General features: G+C 70.3%; 9 protein-coding genes. 4 read left to right on the top strand and 5 right to left on the bottom strand.

From position 1 onward, the window contains the following. The first annotated feature begins 345 nt into the window (after positions 1 to 345). Positions 346 to 1,089, top strand: coding sequence for a metallophosphoesterase (locus Q0066_RS17310; protein ID WP_298135256.1), 744 nt, complete (start codon positions 346 to 348; stop codon positions 1,087 to 1,089). Between the two features lie 34 nt (positions 1,090 to 1,123). On the opposite strand, the gene Q0066_RS17305 is transcribed toward Q0066_RS17310, so the two are convergent. Next, positions 1,124 to 4,837 (bottom strand): tetratricopeptide repeat protein, encoded by a 3,714-nt coding sequence (locus Q0066_RS17305; protein WP_298135254.1) that lies wholly within the window; start codon positions 4,835 to 4,837, stop codon positions 1,124 to 1,126. Next, a complete protein-coding gene (locus Q0066_RS17300; RefSeq protein ID WP_298135252.1) occupies positions 4,834 to 9,678 on the bottom strand; it encodes an Ig-like domain repeat protein in 4,845 nt (1,614 codons plus the stop codon). The genes Q0066_RS17305 and Q0066_RS17300 overlap by 4 nt, the downstream gene beginning before the upstream one ends. Before the next feature lie 164 nt (positions 9,679 to 9,842). Between Q0066_RS17300 and Q0066_RS17295 the strand changes: the two genes are divergently transcribed. Further along, complete coding sequence (locus Q0066_RS17295) at positions 9,843 to 11,513, top strand: MFS transporter (protein ID WP_298135251.1); 1,671 nt, start codon at positions 9,843 to 9,845, stop codon at positions 11,511 to 11,513. 3 nt (positions 11,514 to 11,516) lie between these two features. Here the strand turns inward: Q0066_RS17295 and Q0066_RS17290 are convergent, their stop codons facing one another. The 3 genes from Q0066_RS17290 to Q0066_RS17280 all read right to left on the bottom strand — a co-directional run bounded on the left by Q0066_RS17290 (position 11,517) and on the right by Q0066_RS17280 (position 13,957). Continuing rightward, entirely contained in the window at positions 11,517 to 12,362 is an 846-nt protein-coding gene (locus tag Q0066_RS17290; RefSeq protein WP_298135249.1) for an HAD family acid phosphatase, read from the bottom strand. A gap of 78 nt (positions 12,363 to 12,440) precedes the next feature. Then, on the bottom strand, positions 12,441 to 13,481 hold the full coding sequence (mgrA, locus tag Q0066_RS17285; RefSeq protein WP_298135248.1) for an L-glyceraldehyde 3-phosphate reductase: 1,041 nt from the start codon (positions 13,479 to 13,481) through the stop codon (positions 12,441 to 12,443). Positions 13,482 to 13,522: 41 nt separating this feature from the next. Continuing rightward, the gene (locus Q0066_RS17280; protein ID WP_298135246.1) at positions 13,523 to 13,957 is read right to left on the bottom strand and encodes a DUF1801 domain-containing protein; all 435 of its coding nucleotides are present in this window, start codon (positions 13,955 to 13,957) and stop codon (positions 13,523 to 13,525) included. Positions 13,958 to 14,196: 239 nt separating this feature from the next. Here Q0066_RS17280 and Q0066_RS17275 point away from each other — a divergent pair, with 239 nt between their 5' ends. Both Q0066_RS17275 and Q0066_RS17270 read left to right on the top strand, forming a co-directional pair. Next, entirely contained in the window at positions 14,197 to 14,619 is a 423-nt protein-coding gene (locus Q0066_RS17275) for a MarR family transcriptional regulator (RefSeq protein ID WP_298135244.1), read from the top strand. Continuing rightward, entirely contained in the window at positions 14,616 to 16,664 is a 2,049-nt protein-coding gene (locus Q0066_RS17270; RefSeq protein WP_298135243.1) for an MDR family MFS transporter, read from the top strand. Before Q0066_RS17275 ends, Q0066_RS17270 begins: the two co-directional genes overlap by 4 nt. The last annotated feature ends 1 nt before the right edge of the window (position 16,665 follow it).

Here is a 16,665-nt window from a genome sequence, read left to right as displayed (position 1 = left end):
AGGATTTAGGTTCCTGTGCCTTCGGGCGTGAGGGTTCAAGTCCCTTCTCCGGCACGCTGTGATGTCTCAGGACATCGTTTGACGCAGGCTCCGGTCTCGTTCGAGGGGCTGCAAGTCATCACGGCTTGAGCGATCTGTCGGGTTCCCCAGCCGGACGTCGTTGAAGCAGATCGACGACAAGCCAGCCGGATCGTCCAGGGCGATTGACTGCGCATCCACCTTGCCAGGACGGACGCGACGTGGAACCGTGCCCGCATGTCACCGGGTCAGTACCCAGCTGCCGAACAGGTCATCGTTCAGCTCAGCGACCTCCACCTGGCGGCGGATGGGCAGCCGCTGTTCGGGATGGTCGACGCCGATGCTCACCTGAGAGCTGCCCTTCGCCACCTGGTGGCGAGCGGTGTCGCACCGGCGGCGATCGTGGTGACCGGTGACATCGCCCATGCCGGCGCCCCCGACGGATACCGCCGCGCCCGCGAGTTGCTCGAGCCCGTCGCGTCCGACGTGGGTGCGCAACTGGTCTGGGTGTCCGGCAACCATGATCGGCGGCCTGAGTTCCGTGCGCTGCTGCTCGACCAGGAGCCGTCCGGCGACGAGCTCGACAGCGTTCATGACCTGGAAGGTCTGCGTCTGGTGGTGCTCGACACGAGCGTGCCGGGCCAGGAGCACGGCGAGCTGGCCGATCATCAACTTCGGTGGCTGGCCCAGGTGCTGGCCACACCTGCCCCGCGGGGCACCGTGCTCGCGATGCATCACCCGCCGATCCCGGTGGTGATCGCGCCGTCGGACGGGATCGAATTGCACGGACAGGAACGACTCGCCGCCGTGTTGCGCGGCACCGATGTCCGAGCGATCATCGCCGGGCACCTGCACTACGCCACGACCAGCAGTTTCGCCGGAATCCCGGTCTCGGTGGCGGCGGCCAGTTGCTACACGGTCGATCCGCTGGGGCCTGGCGGTTGGGTGCGCGGCCAGGACGGTGGCCAGGCCCTGAACCTGGTCCACGTCTTTGCCGACCGGATCGTGCACACCGCCGTCCCGATCGGCGAGTTCGCCACCGCCTACTCGTTCGCGCCGCGATCCACCTAGGAAACGCCGATCAATGCGGGCTCCTGCTCTCGGGCTATGCCGATGAAGAACCAGCCCCGGCGACCTCCTCGGCGAGCCGGATGCCCGCATCAAGGTCGAGGCCCCGTCCGTAGCCGACCGCGGCCTGCGCAGCGTCGTCGCCGAGCGATTCGCGGGCGGGCGCCAGGGTCGCGTCCAGGGTCTCCTGCTGGGCAGGTGCGCGTGGCGATCCCAGCTCGGCGCGGACGCCGTCGGCGGCACCGGCCAGCCGCAACGCGCGCAGATGGTCGCCGCGCAACACGGCCAGGGCGGCGATGTCCTCGAAGAGGATGGCGAGCGCCCATCGGTCGGCGTGGCGCCGATAGCCGGCCAACGCCTCGCTGAAGTGGTGGGCGGACGCCGCCAGCCGGCCCTGCTCGCGGGTGGCGTTGCCGAGGTTGTTGTGCGCGATCGCCACCATCCACTGATCGCCGACCTCGCTGTTCAGCCGCATCGCCTCGGTGAAGCGTTCGACCGCGCCGTCGTAGTCGCCGCTGAGCAGGGCGATCATGCCGAGGTTGTTCTGGGAGACCCCGATTGCCCAGCGGTTGCCGACTTCGAGCCGCAGCGTGAGCGCCTGCTCGTTGAGTTCCTGGGCCCGCGGGTAGTCGCCGGCGTATTCGGCGAGGATGGCGAGATTGCTGAATAGTGCAGCCATCTGTTCGGTGTCGCCGAGTTCGCGGCGGATCACCAGGCTGGCCTCGTAGCGTTCCCGGGCCAGGTCGTACTGGCCCTGCTGTGCGGCGAGGGTGGCGGCGACATGCAGGGTGGCGCCCAGCCCCGCCCGGTCGCCCAATGCGGTGAAGCCCGCTTCGGCCGCGGTGAGCAGCCGGCCGGCCTCGTCGTAGCGGCCCTGCTTGCGGGCGTTCTCCGCCAGAGCCCGGCGGATCCGGGCGATCATGAGTTCGTCCGCCCGTGCCTCGGCCAGGGCGAGGGCATCGCTGAGCACCTGCTCCGCGCCGCCCCAGGCCCCGGTCAGCTCGAGCACCTCGGCCAGTTCCAGCAGCAGTTCGCAGCGATCCGCGTCCTCGACGATCGACCGCAGGTCCTGATAGTGCTCGATGGCGGCGGCGTTGGCGTAGTCGGCGCGGGAACGCCGGGCGGCGAGGGTCAGGTAGTGCCGCTTCTTGTTGAGGTTGGCGCTGCGTCCGTAGTGGTAGGCGAGCCGGTCGAGGCCGATCGTGCTGCCTTCCCGCTCATGCCGCAGCAGGTAATCGCCGGCGTTCTCGTGCAGCCGTTCCCGCAGCGTCACCGGGATGGCTTCATACGCCGCCTGCGCCGTGATCACGTGCCGGAAGGCGTGGGCGTCGTCGCCGGGCCGGGTCTCGGCTGTCTCGCGGACGATCAGGCCGGCCCGGACCAGGTCGGTCAGCTGGGCGTCCAGCTCCACCGGTGACCCCACCTCGGGATAGGTGCCGTGCAGCATCGCGGTCCCGAAGCTGCGTCCGACGACGCTGGCCACCTTGAGCGTGATCCGCGGGCTCTCGGGCAGCGTGTCGACCCGGCTCAGGGTGAGTCCCTGCAGACTGTCGGGCAGCTCCGCCGAACGCAGCACCGAAGGGTCGGTGAGGTCGACCCCGCGCAGGTGCAGGAAGCTGATCAGTTCCTCCAGGTAGTAGGGGTTGCCCTCGGCCCGATCGAGCAGCGCGTCCAGCAGGGCATCCGAGACATCGCGGTCTGAGTAGCCGAGCCGGGCGAACGTGGTGGCGGCGATCGTGCGGCTGGATTCGGCGTCCAGCTCGGCCAGGTCGACCAACGACAGCCGCGGCAGTTCCGCCAGGTCCGCGAGCGCGTCGTCGCCGGTCTCGGACCGCTGGGCGAGCACCAGCAGCACCGGTCGGTCGATCACCGAGCGGGTGATCGCGCCCAGCAGATCGACCGACAACGGATCCAGCCACTGAGCGTCATCGAGAAGGATCGCCAGCGGACGACCCGCGTCGGTGAGCCGCTCCAGCAGCGTCACCAACAGCGACTCCAGTGACGCCTTGCGCAGCTTCGGATCGAGCCGGGCGGTCAGTTCGTTGTCGGCGATCGGGACGCCCAGCGCCGCACCCAGCAGCGGAACGCGCTGCAGCACCGAAGGCTCGAGCTTGCGTACCCGCCGGGTGGCCCGGGCAGCCTGATCGGCCGGGTTCAGCCTGGCCGGAACCCGCAGGAGCTGCCGCCAGACCGGGTGCCACGCCGCATAGCTGGTCGGGGTGCCGAACGGCTGGCCCTCGCCCCGCGCCGTGACGAAGCCTCGCTCGTCGAGCAGCCCGCCGAGCTCGGCCAGCAGCCGGGACTTGCCGAGCCCGACCGCCCCGCGGACGACGACCAGCTGACCGGCGCCGCCGCGCGCGGCGGCCACCCGGTCCTCCAGCTGGGCCAGGGCGGCGGCCCGCCCGACCATCGGCGGCAATCCGCTCCGCTGTCGCGGCCGGCGCCGGTTCCGCGTCCCGAGCAGTTCGTAGGCCACCACGGACGCCGACTTGCCCTTGAGTTGCTGGTCGGGCAGCCGTGACCAGCGGTAGCCGGGGGCGACGTCGTGGACGTCGGCGCTGACCAGGATCGCGCCCGGCGGGGACGCCGTCATCAGCCGGGCGGCCAGGTTGACCGGATCGCCCAGGCAGCAGAACGTGCGGCGCCACCGATGCCCGTAGGTGCCGCTGCGCACCCGTCCCCGGGCGAGCCCCAGTTGCAGGTCGGTGACCGCGTGGGCACCCTCCAGGTCGCGCACCTCCAGCGCCGCCGAGCAGGCGCGGGCGACGTCGTCCTCATGGGCCAGCGGGGTGCCGAAGACGGCGTAGAGGTAGGCGCCCTTGTCGCCGATGGTCAGCTGCAGCGTGCTGCCGCCGTACTCGTCGATCACCCGCTGCACCGCGATCACGAACGCGTCGAGCTTGGCGACCGCGTCCGGGTCGTCGTCGAAATCCGGGACGCCGAAGCGGCAGAACATCGGCACCGCCGTCCGGAGCTCGGTGAGGAACTCGCCGCGTCCGACGCGCAGCCGCTCGAACACCGCGGGAAGCAGCCAGTCCCGCACCTGGGCCTCGGGCAGCGGCGGGGTCGGCGCCGGTCGCGCCGGCAGCACCACATCGACGGTGAGGGCGTCGACGACCAGATAGCTGCGTGCCCCCGCCCGGCGGACCGTGCCGCGGACCCGGTCGCCGAGGCTGCGCACGGCGCTCGAGTCGAGCAGCACCTCGCCGGCCCGCGCCTGCTGCTCGGTCTCCGCCAGGGCGTCGATCAACGCGCCGGCGAGCACGTCGAGCAGCTGGACGCGCGGATCGCCCACGACGAAACGCCGCGCGTCGCCGACCGCGACGGCGACCTTCATGGCCAGCTGCAGTTCGCGTCCGGACCCCAGGCGCACCGACCCGGCCCCGGTCATCGCGCGCTGGATGGCCAGCGCGCAGCTGGTGGCCAGCAGACCGTCGTCGCCGTCGAGCCAGCAGGTCACCGCGTCGCCGCTGAACGAGATGACCGAGCCGCCATGCTCCATCACGTGTCCGAGCAACTCGTCGAACAGCCGGTCCAGGATGCTGCTCAACTCCTCGGCGCCGCGTTGCGCGCCGAGTTCCGCGACCAGCGCCTCGGTCAGCGGGGTGAAGCCCGAGATGTCGGCGAACAGGGCCGCCCCGCTGGTCCGCTCGGGCAGGGACGTGCCGGCCGCCAGCGCCCGCCGCCGGTCCCCGGCGATGTAGGCCTCCGGATTCTCGCCGTCCGGGCCGGCCTGGGGCGTACCGCTCACGGCACCCCGGTCACGGTGTCGCCCTGGTCGGCCACGGCCGTGTCCTTGCCGTTGCCGCCGTCGGCCACGTCACCGGGCTTGCCGTCCTTGACGTCGAGGAAGTCGTCACCATTGCCGCCGGTCAGCCGGTCGATGCCGGCGCCGCCGGTCAGCCGGTCGTTGCCGTTGCCGCCGTCGATGACGTCGTTGCCGTCGCCCCCGTCGACGCTGTCGTCGTCGTTGCCGGCCTTGATGGTGTCGTTGCCGGAGCCGCCGGTGATGGTGTCCTTGCCGTTCCCGCCGGTGATGGTGTCGTTGCCCGGGCCGCCGTCGATGATGTCGTTGCCGTTCCCGCCGTCGATCACGTCATTGCCGCTGCCGCCGTAGATCGTGTCGTTGCCGTTGCCGCCGGTGATGGTGTCGTTGCCGCCGAGTCCGCAGATCACGTCGTCGCCGTTGGTGCCCTTGAGGACGTCGTCGCCGGGGGTGCCGACGATGGTGCAGCCCGGCGGCACCGGTTCCTCGGGCTCTACGGTCGCGGTGACCGGACCGTCCTTGCCGTAGAGCGGGTCGGACAGATCCACGGTCTGACCGCCCGGCACCGGCGTGCTGGCATCGCCGAACCAGGCCTTGACGGCCGTGGCCGCCGCGGGACGATCGGAGAGGTCCAGCACCGCCCGGCCGGCGCGGTCGGTGATCACCGTCCGGGCCTGCAGGACGGTGCCGGTGCCGTCGACCAGTGCGAGGTAGACCGCCTTCTCGCGCAGCGGCTGGCCGTCGTGGCCGACCAGGGTCGCGGTGGCCCGGTTGCCGGCCACGGTCAGCGTCAGGGTGGTCGCCTGTTTCCGCACCGTGAAGGCGGACGCCGGGCTGCTCGCCGGCGCCGTGTCGGCGTCCCCGTCGTAGGTCGCCAGCAACGGCTGGCTGCCGGGCGGGACGACGATGGGAACCCCGACCGTGGCCACGCCGGAGGCGTTGGTGAAGGCGGTGCGCGAGGCCGCGCCGAGCGAGAAGGTCACCGGCCGGTCGGCCAGCGGCGCTCCGTTGGCCGTCGTGGTCAGGACGGCCCGGACGGTCACCGTGTCGCCGTAGGAGGCGCTCGCCGGGGGATCGTCGAGGGTCAGCGTGGTGCCGGCACCGGTGGCCGATCCGGCGGCGACGCCGGGAATGAAGTAGCGGCCCTGGTTGTCGTCGATCCCGACCAGCCCGACCCCGTTGACCGCCTGGACCAGGAACCGGCCGTCGCCGGCCTGCTGCCCCGACGGCACAGCCAGGCTGCCCGTCCACAGCGTCGAGTCGTCGGCGTCCTGGGTCAGGTCCAGCGACTGCCACTTCCCGTGCCAGGCTCCGCCGGACTCGCCGGTGTAGGTCACCCACACCTGCTGGATGCCGGCCGACGGGTCGCCGACGACGTGTACCGAGAACTCGATCCGGCCGTTCTCGATGCGGCTGGCGATACCGGTCAGCCCGGGCGGCGCCGCGAGGGCGGGGGTGTTGCCGCCGTAGCTCTGGATGTTCTTGCTGTAGAACAGCCGCAGGCCGACGTCCGAGTAGCGGCGCAGGGTGTCGGTGAGCGACGCCGGACCGTCGGAGCGATGCTGCGCGGGGGTCACCATGAGGCGCGTCGCCCCTTGTGATCCGTCGGTCAGGGAGTGGTAGTAGTTCGGGGTGGCCAGCCGGTTCGGATAGAAAGCCGACGTCACGAACGGCCCGTGGACGCCGTGTGTCTCGGTGGCGGGCGAGCCGGTCAGCGGGGTGATCCGGTCGGTGTCGGTGTAGGTCGCCGAGCGCAGGCCGACGCCGCGCAGTACCTGGCCGGGCGCCGACACGTTCAGGTCGGCCAGTGGCAAAGCCGGCTCGCCCGGACTGGTCGAGGTGCCGTCCGGTCCGCTCAGGTAGGTCGCGGTCACTCCGGCGCCGTCCAGGTCGGTCAGCTGCCGGGTGTGCTGCTGCAGGGTCGGTGAGACGTCGATGTCGTCGCTGGTCAGGCCGAGCGCGCCGCCGGCGCCGCCGGCCACCGGTTGGGGGTCGGCGATGCTGGCGTCGGTTTCGGGGGCCACGCGGCCAGCGGAGGGCAGGTCGACCCCGAGCATCGGCAGCCCGTACAAGGTCGCCTCGAGCACGGTCTTCTGGTCGATGCCGCCGAGGGACGCGTTCGTCCGCAGGTAGCGCTGCTTCGCCGCCACCAGGGCGTCCCCGACCGCGACCGGACCGGAGCCGACCCGCAACTCATGGGCGAAGCCGGCGTACAGCTGCTCGCTGTAGGCCAGGAAGTCGGTGTCGCCGTACTGGTAGCCGGTGCCGGCGATCAGGGTGGCGCCCTTCTTGGCGAACGCCTCCGTCCAGTCCAGGTCGACGGTGACGTGCGGGACGCCGTCCGCATCGACGATGGTGTAGCCCGAGTGGCAGCCGGCGCTGAACACCAGCGAGTCGCGGAACACGGCGTCGTCGGCCGCGGCGACCTCGGTGGTGTCCAGGGTCGTGCTGTAGTCGGCGGCCAGCGCGTTGTTGGCGGAGAAATGGCCGGCCAGGAACACCAGGTCGTGATGCTTGCCGAGCAGGGCCGTTCGCAGGTCGTCGGCGGTCCAGGCGCGGCGGCGCGGGTCCGCGTTCGGGCCGACCTCGCTCGGCGGCACGTCGGCGTCGGTGATCAGGGTGTCGTGGGTGCCGCCCGGAATGCCCTTGGTGAAGTCGGCCTGCACGGCGTCCGCGGCGTCGGTGAGGAAGTCGTAGCCCGTGGTCAGCGACGAGTTCGGGCGCAGCGGCTGCCCGTTGCGGGCCACGAAGCCCCGCAGCTGGGCGGTGATGTCGGTCGGCGCCTCGACCAGCCGGCCCACCGACAGATCGGGCAGCGGCAGGTCGGCGCCCTTGATCGACAGGTCGGTGTGTGAGCCGTAGGCGTCCTGGCTCAGCACGTAGTTGCCCTTGAGGCTGGCCTCGGAGGCGGTGTCGGTGGACACCGGCGGCGAGTAGTCCGACTCGGGCCCCAGGCCCGCGGCGTCCGGGTACCGGAAGAAGGGCACCACCGAGTCGTCGCCGACGATCACGACGTACTGCAGCGTGCCCGACGAGTCGCGATAGCTGTTCACGATGTCGCGCGCCGCCTCGGCGACGAGGTTCTTCGCGTATGGGCAGTTGATCTGGTCGGCGCCGTCGGCCTGCGCATTGAGCGCCCTGACCTTCGCGCTGTCGCCGAGGTCGACGACCTTGCCGCCGACAGTGCCGGCGAAGGTGCGCAGTTGCTCGGCCAGCGCCTGCTTCTCGGCGGCGGTGCCCGGCAGCCGATCCGGATCGGTGAGGATCACGGTCCGCGCGCTGCCCGGGGTGCCCGACAGGGTGGCGTCGCCGGCGTGGGTGTCGAGCGGGGCCGAGCAGACGCCACCACTGGTGCTCACCTGGAGCTGGAACTGCTGGTCCGAATGGACGCCGTTGCGGCCCTGCACGCGCACGTAGAAGTCGCCGGTGTTGTTCCAGGTGGCGCTGCTGATGGTCTCGTCGGCCAAGCCGTCGTGGGCCGAGGTGGCGATCACGCTGCGGGTCTGTGCGCTGGCGAACGCGTCGGAGAACACGCTCGGGCTGAACACCGAGGGGCTGAACACGGACGGTGAGAAGACCGACGGCAGCGACACCGACGGGCTGAACACCGAGGGCGAGAACACGCTCGGGCTGAACACCGAGGGGCTGAACACCGACGGCGAGAAGACCGACGGGCTGAAGACGGACGGCGAGAACACCGAGGGTGAGAACACGCTCGGGCTGAAGACCGAGGGGCTGAAGACGGAGGGCGAGAAGACCGACGGCGAGAACACCGACGGGCTGAACACCGAGGGACTGTAGGCGTCCCCGGCGAACTCCGCGCTCAGCCTGGTCAGGTCGTCGGTGCTGGTGAGCGTCGTGAACGCCTTCCCGATGTCCTTGAACAGCACCAGGTCGTAGTCGGCGGCCAGGTCGGTCAGGCTCACCGTCACCCGTTGTCCGGGCTGCACCGGGAAGCGGAACCAGCGCTCCTGGCCGGGGGCGGTCAGCGCGCTCTTCGTGGTGCTGGAGGCGGCCACGGGCAGGGCCGTGATCCAGCTCACGTTGACGTCCTTCGGCGCCGTGCTCGGAAAGCCGATGGCCCGGCAGCGGAGCCGGAACGACGCCAGACCCTTCGTGCTGCCCTGCGGCGCGACCGCTCCGGCGATGCCGGTCGCGACCGCTCCGTCCGGGCAGAAGGCGTCCGGATCGCGATGGTAGGGATCGACTTTGCCCACCTCGGCGCCGTAGGTGGTCGCCGACGCGAGGGTGCCGTCGGGGTTGAGCGCGCGGCAGATCACCTGTAAGGCGTCCACGCCCCCTGTGGCGGAGCCGCCCTTTCCGTTCGTGGTGGTGCCATTCGTGGTCGTGCCATTGGTGGCCGAGCCACTGCCCTTTCCGCTGGTGCCCGAGCCGCTCTTCGTCGAGTCCGGGACGATCCCGCCGCCGCGGCGGGTCGTGCTCGTGCCGACGAAGCCGACCACCACGCTGCCGGCCGCACAGGCGCTGGCGGCGCTGCTCCCGCCCGTCGGCTGGCTGCCGATCGTGCCGGCGGCGCTGGGCGCGCCGAGCGATACGGCGGCATCGACGCGGACCCCGGCGCAGCCGGCGGACGCTGCGGCGGGCTTCTTGGTGATCTTTTCGAGGCCGACAGTGACCGTCGTCAGCACTGAGCCGGACGGACAGTCCACCTGCTTGGTGTCACCGGATCCGGTATTCCCCGTTGCAGCGGTGACGGTGGCGGGGCCGAGTACGACCGGACCGAGACTGTCCGCCGACGACGGCGGCGCGGCGGCGAACGCCAGCACGAGAACTGCCCCGAAGGTGGCGCTGAAGCGGGCGCGCATGCCGCGATCCTCGCCCACGGGACAGCCGCCGGGCAATGGAGGGGACTCGATTGGTCCGCAACTTCACCCGCCCGCTGCCCGGTTCGGAGCCCGAGAACCCAGGTGTCGGGCCACTAGGCTCCCGCCCAGCGGGGTCGCTGTGGGTCGCTTGGAGGGGAGGATGAATGCGTGCTGTTCCCCGGTGGGGTGATCAGCTGAAGCAGGCGTTCGCTGAACCCAACCTGGCTCGCCTCCTGCTGATCTGGGGAATCTGGGTGGCCGCCGACTGGACGGTGGTCATCGCCACCTCGGTGCTCGGCTACCAGCTGGGCGGGCCCGCAGGGATCGGCCTGGTGGGAGCGGCGCGGGCGCTGCCCGGCGCACTGCTGTCCGGTTTCGTCGCACTGGCCACCGATCGGATCTCCCGCCCTCGGGTGTTGGCCGGCAGCCAGGTGCTGCTGGGGCTGGTGTCGATGACGATGGTCTGGCTGGCGATGACCCGGGCCCCATTGGCGGTTCTGGTGGTGGTGATAGGCGTCAACTCGGTGCTGGTGGCGGTGGTCAGGACGACGGTCTTGGCGACGGTCCCTCAGGTGGTGCGGACGCCGGCCGAACTGATCGCGGCCAACTCGGCGATGAGCACGGTCGGGGGTCTCGGCACCGTGATCGGGCCCATGGTCTGCGGAGTCCTGCTGTCGGTGGCCGGTGTGCCCGCCGCGCTGGCCTTCCCTGCCGCGGTCCTCGTTGCCGGCGCAGTGGCGGCCCGGTCGGTCAAGACCGCATTCCAGCCGCCCCGGCATGGCGACGTGGGCGGCTGGCGTCGCGCTCTCGAGCCGATGCTGGGCTTCCCCGAACTGGTGCGGCCGCGCGTCCGCGTCGTCACCGGCCTGAACCTGTTGCAGCTGATCATGCGCGGCCTGCTGAACGTCTTCGTGGTGGTGTTGGCGATCACGGTGCTCGGCAGCGATGGCCAGGCAGGCACGCTGTTCGCGGCGATGGGCGTGGGCAGTGCGGTCGCGGCCCTGGTGGTGCTCGGGACGGCGCCGCAGCGCGGCATCCGCTGGTTCGCGATCGGCATCGCGCTCTGGGGTGTTCCGGTGGTGGCGATCGGGCTGTGGCCGAACGCCGTCCTGGCCTGGGTGGCGCTCGCGGTGCTCGGCGCCGGCAGCGCGCTGGTTGACATCTTCGGCAACTCCCAGCTGAGCCGGTTGTTCCGTGACCAGGTCGCTGGTCGGGCCTGGGGCGCGTTCAGCAGCATGCTTGCGGGCGGCATCGCGATCGGTGCGATGGTGGCACCCACCCTCATCGAACAACTCGGGCTGCCCGGGGCGATGATGGCCTCAGGTGCCGTGCTGGCCCTCGTGCCCCTGGCGGTGTGGCCCTGGCTGCGCAGGCTGCAGGAGCCGGTGGACGCCGAGGCTCTGGCGGTGCTGGGCCGCGTCGAACTGCTCGCGCCGCTGCCGGCGCTGGTGCTCGAACGGCTTGCCTCCGCCAGCCGGAAGGTGACCCTCGCCGACGGCGAGTTCGCCGTCCGCGAGGGCGAGGTGGGCGATGAGTTCTACGTCGTGGTCTCGGGCGCGGTGTCGGTGCAGCGGCAGGGCCGCGAGGTGCGCACCATGGGCCCCGGCGACGGGTTCGGGGAGATCGCGCTGCTGCGCGCCGTGCCGCGGACGGCGACCGTCCGTTCGGTCGGAGCCAGCACGCTGCGCAGCATCGACCGGGGCTCCTTCATGGCCGCGGTCACCGGCCACATCGGGGCCGATCGGACGGCGCACGGCACCGCCGAGCAGTGGCTGCGCGACGACGCGGCTCGCGACCGGATCGATCCCCGGGGCGGGCCGGGGACTGAGCACTGAGACTCAGTTCACCTTGCCCAAGGCGGCCAGCAGCATCCGGCGCCGGTACTCGGGGCTGTCCGGCGGCTCGCTGTCACCGAAGATCGCCTTGAGCCAGTGCCCGTCGGTGTTGTTCGGGAACAGGATGTAGTCGCTGCCGAAGTGCCGGGCGTCCTCCATCGCCAGCTTCTTCCGTTCGGTGACCGAGTTCACGTAGTAGCGCCGGCGGAAGTCGTTCAGGTTGTCACCGAGGTACGCGATCACGTCGTACTTCGCCGCGATCGCCTGCTGCGCGGGCTCCTTGTTCGACGAGTCGCGAAGAATCGTCACATGCGCGTCGTCGGCGAAGGCCAGGCCCGCGTGCCGGAGATTGGCGAGGCCGTACTTCTGCGTGTTCTCACCCTGGTCGCGGCTGGACACGTAGAAGATCTGCACCCCGCGGCGCCTCGCGTAGTGGGTGAAGTCGACTGCCCCGGGAGTGGCGGTCGGGCCGTTGGCGGCCACCCATTCGTCCCACATCGGGTCGTCGAACGCCTGCTTGCCGGCGGCCAGCAGCAGTGCCCAGTAGCTGTTCGAGTCGAGCACGGTGTCGTCGATGTCGGAGATGAAGGCCAGCTTCTTGCGCCGCCGGCCATGACCGTGCGGACGGCGGCGGGCCAGCGCCGCGTCGAGCCGTGCCTTCGCCAGGTTGAAGCCCTGGATGTACAGCACGTCGCGCTCGGCTGCGGTCTGGCGCCAAGCGACGGCCGCGCTGAAGATGTTCTGCACCTCGCCAGGTGCCGCGTTCGCCCGCGGTGCCGCGGCCGCCAACGCCGCCAGAGTGCCGCCGGCTACACCGGTGAACAGGCTCCGTCGTCTGAGATCACTCATCGCGACTCCTCGATCGCTGGACGCCCGGCGGGGTCCGGGCTGAGGCGTCGCACGCTAGCAGCGCTAGGTGACAGTTGGTCAGGCCCGGCTGGGACCTTTCCACAGGTTGATCCCGCCCTCGACCGCGTGGGCGTCGATGGCGTCCAGTTCGTCCTCGCTGAAGTCCAGGTTGGCGACCGCGCCGACGCTGTTCTCCAGCTGCGTCACGCTGGACGCCCCGATCAGTGCCGAGGTGACCCGGGAGTCACGCAGGATCCAGGCCAACGCCAGCTGGGCCAGGCTCTGCCCACGCTCCTGCGCCATCGCGTCCAACGCCCGGATGTGGGTCAGGTTCTGCTCGCTCAGCAGGTTCGGCGACAACGACTTTCCCTGCGAGGCCCGCGAACCGGACGGGATGCCGTTGAGGTACTTGTCGGTGAGCATGCCCTGGGCCAGCGGCGAGAAGGCGATGCAGCCGACGCCCTCTTCGCCGAGCACGTCGAGCAGATCCTCCTCGACCCACCGGTTGAGCATCGAGTAGGACGGCTGGTGGATCAGCAGGGGAGTACCCAGGTCGCGCAGAATGGCGATCGCTTCCCGCGTCCGAGTGCCGGAATACGACGAGATGCCGACGTAGCGCGCTTTGCCCGAACGCACCGCCGAATCGAGGGCTCCCATGGTCTCTTCCAGCGGGGTGTCCGGGTCGAAACGGTGGTGGTAGAAGATGTCGACGTAGTCGAGCCCCATCCGCTGCAGGGACGCGTCCAGCGAGCCGAGCAGGTACTTGCGCGAACCGAAGTCGCCGTAGGGGCCGGGCCAGAAATCCCAGCCGGCCTTGCTCGAGATGACCAACTCGTCGCGGTAGCGGGCGAAGTCTTCACGCAGATGCCGGCCGAAATTGGTTTCCGCCGAGCCGTAGGGCGGACCGTAGTTGTTGGCCAGGTCGAAGTGGGTGATGCCCAGGTCGAACGCCCGGCGCAGGATCGCCCGCTGCCGGTCGAACGGTACGTCGTCGCCGAAGTTGTGCCACAGGCCGAGCGAGATGGCGGGCAACAGCAACCCGCTGCGTCCGGTGCGGCGATAGGGCATCCGGCCGTCATAGCGGTCGGCGTCGGGAACGAAGACGGGCTGCAGGGGCATAGTGGGTCCTTTCGGTTCCCGACCGAGCTTAGTGACGCGGTCTACTCAGCGCGTCCCAGCTGTCCGTGGCGTGCGGTGATGTCGGCGTAGGCGTGGGTCAGCATCCGGGTGAGCACGTCCAGATCGACGCCGTCGAGGCGTCGCACATACAAGCAGGTCTTGGCGGCCCGGTGCGGGCCCAGGTTCTCCAACTCGTGCGCGTACAGCGACAGGCCGTTGACGAAGTAGATCGCCAGATCGCGGTTGCGTGGAGCGAACCCGAGCGTGCACATGTCGCCTTCGCGGCCGCTCTCGTAGCGGTAGTGGTAGGTGTCGAAGCCGATGATGCTGGGCCCCCACATCACCGGCGGGTGCCCGCTGATCCGGCTCATCAGGGCGATCAGCCGCCGGCAATCCTCGCGTTGCTGTGGGTCGACGAGTCGCGTGACGAAGTCGTCGACTGAGGCGCCGGTGGGCGCCGTGGTGCCCGCTGCCATGCCACCAGCGTAACGGCGAGTTCCTGTCGGACGAGCGAGTTGCGCTGATCCGCTGCCTGCCCAGGTGACCATCTCCGAGCAGCGCCCCGGACGTCGGGAGCGGTCGACTGCCACGGTGTCCGGGGTTGTGCCACGCCCACCGCGGGCCGTGACTTCGTCACCGTCTCGGTCAGCGTGCGGGTGGAATCGCTGCCGTTCGTCCTCTGGTGGAAGCTCATTGAAAGTTGTATGGTTGCATCATGCAACTATCTGAGGAGCTGGCCCGGTTCTTCACCCTGTTGTGGCGGATCACCAACGATCAGCAGCGCGGCGCCACGCTGACCAGGCCCGAATACCTGGTGCTCGGCCGGCTGCATCGGGACGGCGCAATGCGCGCCGGCGATCTGGCGCAGAGCGAGGGCCTCGACCCGTCGACGCTCAGCCGCCGGGTGGCCGCGCTGGCCGGGCGCGATCTGGTGGTCCGCCGGACCGACCGCGACGACCGACGGGCGCAGCAGTTGGAGATCACCCCTGCCGGACGGGAGGCCTTCCTGGTCGAACAACGACGCCGGATCGCCCTGGTGACCGACGCGCTCGACCACTGGCCCGAGCCCGATCGCGTCCGGCTCGCCGAACTGCTCCACGAACTGAACGACTCACTGCACCGGAAGGCCGCCTCGTGACCGACACCGCCCCCGCACCGTTCAAGCTGACACCGCAATCGCGCCGCATCTTCACCGGCCTGCTGCTCGGCATGCTGGTGGCGTCGATCTCGCAGACCATCGTCGGCCCGGCGATGCCGCGCATCGTCGCCGAACTCGGCGGCATGGAGTACTACTCGTGGGTCGCCACCGCCGCGATGCTGGTGTCGGCGATCTCGGTGCCGATCGTCGGCAAGCTCTCCGACCTGTTCGGACGGCGTCCGTTCTACCTGGGCGGCCTGGGCATCTTCGTGCTCGGCTCGATCCTGGCCGGCACTGCCCAGACCTTCTGGTGGCTGGTGGCCGCGCGCGCCGTCCAGGGCCTCGGCATGGGCATTCTGATGCCGCTCTCGCAGACCATCGTCGGCGACATCATTCCCCCTCGTCAGCGCGGTAAGTACCAGGGCTACATGGGTGTCGTGTTCGGCGTCACCAGCGTCGCCGGTCCGCTGGCCGGCGGCGTGATCACCGACGCCCTGGGCTGGCGCTGGCTGTTCTTCGTGGGCGTGCCGATCGGCCTGGTCTCGGTCTTCGTGATCGCCCGGTTCCTGGTGATGGACCACGAGCCGCGCAAGGCCGTCATCGACTACTGGGGCATCGCCACCATGTCGGTGGGCATCACCGCCACCCTGCTGGCGGCCTCGATGGGTGGCACCAGCTACCCGTGGAGTTCGCCGCTGATCATCGGCCTGTTCGTGGTGGGCGCGGTGTTCCTGGTGATCTTCGTGTTCGTCGAACTGCGGGCGCCCGAGCCGGTGGTGCCGCTGCAGCTGTTCCGCTCGACCATCTTCACCTTCGCCAACCTGGGCGCCTTCGGCATGTCGATGGTGATGTTCGGGTCGATCATCTACGTGCCGGTGTACGCCCAGGGTGTGCTCGGCGTGAACGCCACCACCTCGGGCCTGATCACCCTGCCGCTGATGCTCGGCCTGGTCTTCGTCGGCATGGGAGCCGGGCTGCTGATCACCCGTTATGGCCGCTACAAGGAGATCATGCTGGTCGGTGCGGTGCTGCTCGGTGCCGGCGTGCTGGTGCTGTCCCAGCTGCACGCGCAATCGTCGATGTGGGAAGTGGTCGCCGGTGTGGGCCTGATCGGCGTCGGCCTCGGCGCGCTGTCGCAGCAGTACACGCTGGTGGTGCAGAACGCCGTCGCCCGCCGCGACCTGGGGGTCGCCACCGCCGCGCTGCAGTTCTTCCGCAACGTGGGTGCGACCGTGGGAACCGCCGTGTTCGGAACGGTGCTGAGCGCCGGGCTGGATTCGGCGATCTTCGCCCACCTGCCGCCGGAGCTGGCGAAGACCATGCCGCACGGCACCATCAACGCCGGTTCGGTGCTCGACCCGACCGTGATCGGGCAGTTGCCGATCGAGGTGGTGGGTGCGGTCCGGATCGCCCTGGCTCAGCAGATCTCGACGATCTTCCTGGTGTGCATTCCGATCGTGGTGCTGGTCTTCGTCTGCACCCTGCTGATCAAGCCGATGGAGTTGCGTGACACGATCAGCAGTGCCGACGACGCCGGACGCGAACTGCTCGACACCATGGCGCAGCAGAGCGGTGACGTGGCGCCGGTGCTGTCCGGACCCGGGAAGGGGGAGCGCACCCGGGAGCGGCTGCTGGGCCTCGAACTGGCCGTGGTGGCCGAGAGCGCCGCGCGGGGTGATCGTCCGTTGGCTCGGCGGGCCGTCGCCGAACTCGGTGGCGGCGACTTCTCCCACGGATTGACCCTGCTCTACTGCACCGCCGAGATGCTCACCTCCGATGATCCCGAGGTGGCTGCCGGTGCCGAGCGGTACGCCTGCGAACTGGCGCGGCGGGTCGGTGAGCTCGGGGTGCTGATGAGTGAGGAACTGCGCCGCCAGGTCGCCTTGGCCGCCGCTCAGTCACCGCGCCGCGCGATCCTGGAAGAAATCGAGAAGCCGGTGGCCGAACGCCATGACGCGGTGGACATCGGCAAGCTCCGCAGTGTCGCCAATGAGCTGATGGCGGCGCTGGTCGCCGACATCGCCGTCGACCGGCGGGGCAGCTAGC

It is taken from the genome of Micropruina sp., from assembly GCF_027492755.1.
Taxonomy (GTDB): domain Bacteria; phylum Actinomycetota; class Actinomycetes; order Propionibacteriales; family Propionibacteriaceae; genus Micropruina.
The sequence above is the reverse complement of the archived record's forward strand: the minus strand, read 5'-3'. Positions and strand labels throughout refer to the sequence as shown.

Bases quoted from the DNA above. Each gene is read 5' to 3' on its own strand.
- Q0066_RS17290 (WP_298135249.1), bottom strand. From the start codon at position 12,362: ATGAGTGATCTCAGACGACGGAGCCTGTTCACCGGTGTAGCCGGCGGC.
- Q0066_RS17295 (WP_298135251.1), top strand. From the start codon at position 9,843: ATGCGTGCTGTTCCCCGGTGGGGTGATCAGCTGAAGCAGGCGTTCGCT.
- Q0066_RS17310 (WP_298135256.1), top strand. From the start codon at position 346: ATGGTCGACGCCGATGCTCACCTGAGAGCTGCCCTTCGCCACCTGGTG.
- Q0066_RS17275 (WP_298135244.1), top strand. From the start codon at position 14,197: ATGCAACTATCTGAGGAGCTGGCCCGGTTCTTCACCCTGTTGTGGCGG.
- Q0066_RS17280 (WP_298135246.1), bottom strand. From the start codon at position 13,957: ATGGCAGCGGGCACCACGGCGCCCACCGGCGCCTCAGTCGACGACTTC.
- Q0066_RS17300 (WP_298135252.1), bottom strand. From the start codon at position 9,678: ATGCGCGCCCGCTTCAGCGCCACCTTCGGGGCAGTTCTCGTGCTGGCG.
- mgrA (WP_298135248.1), bottom strand. From the start codon at position 13,481: ATGCCCCTGCAGCCCGTCTTCGTTCCCGACGCCGACCGCTATGACGGC.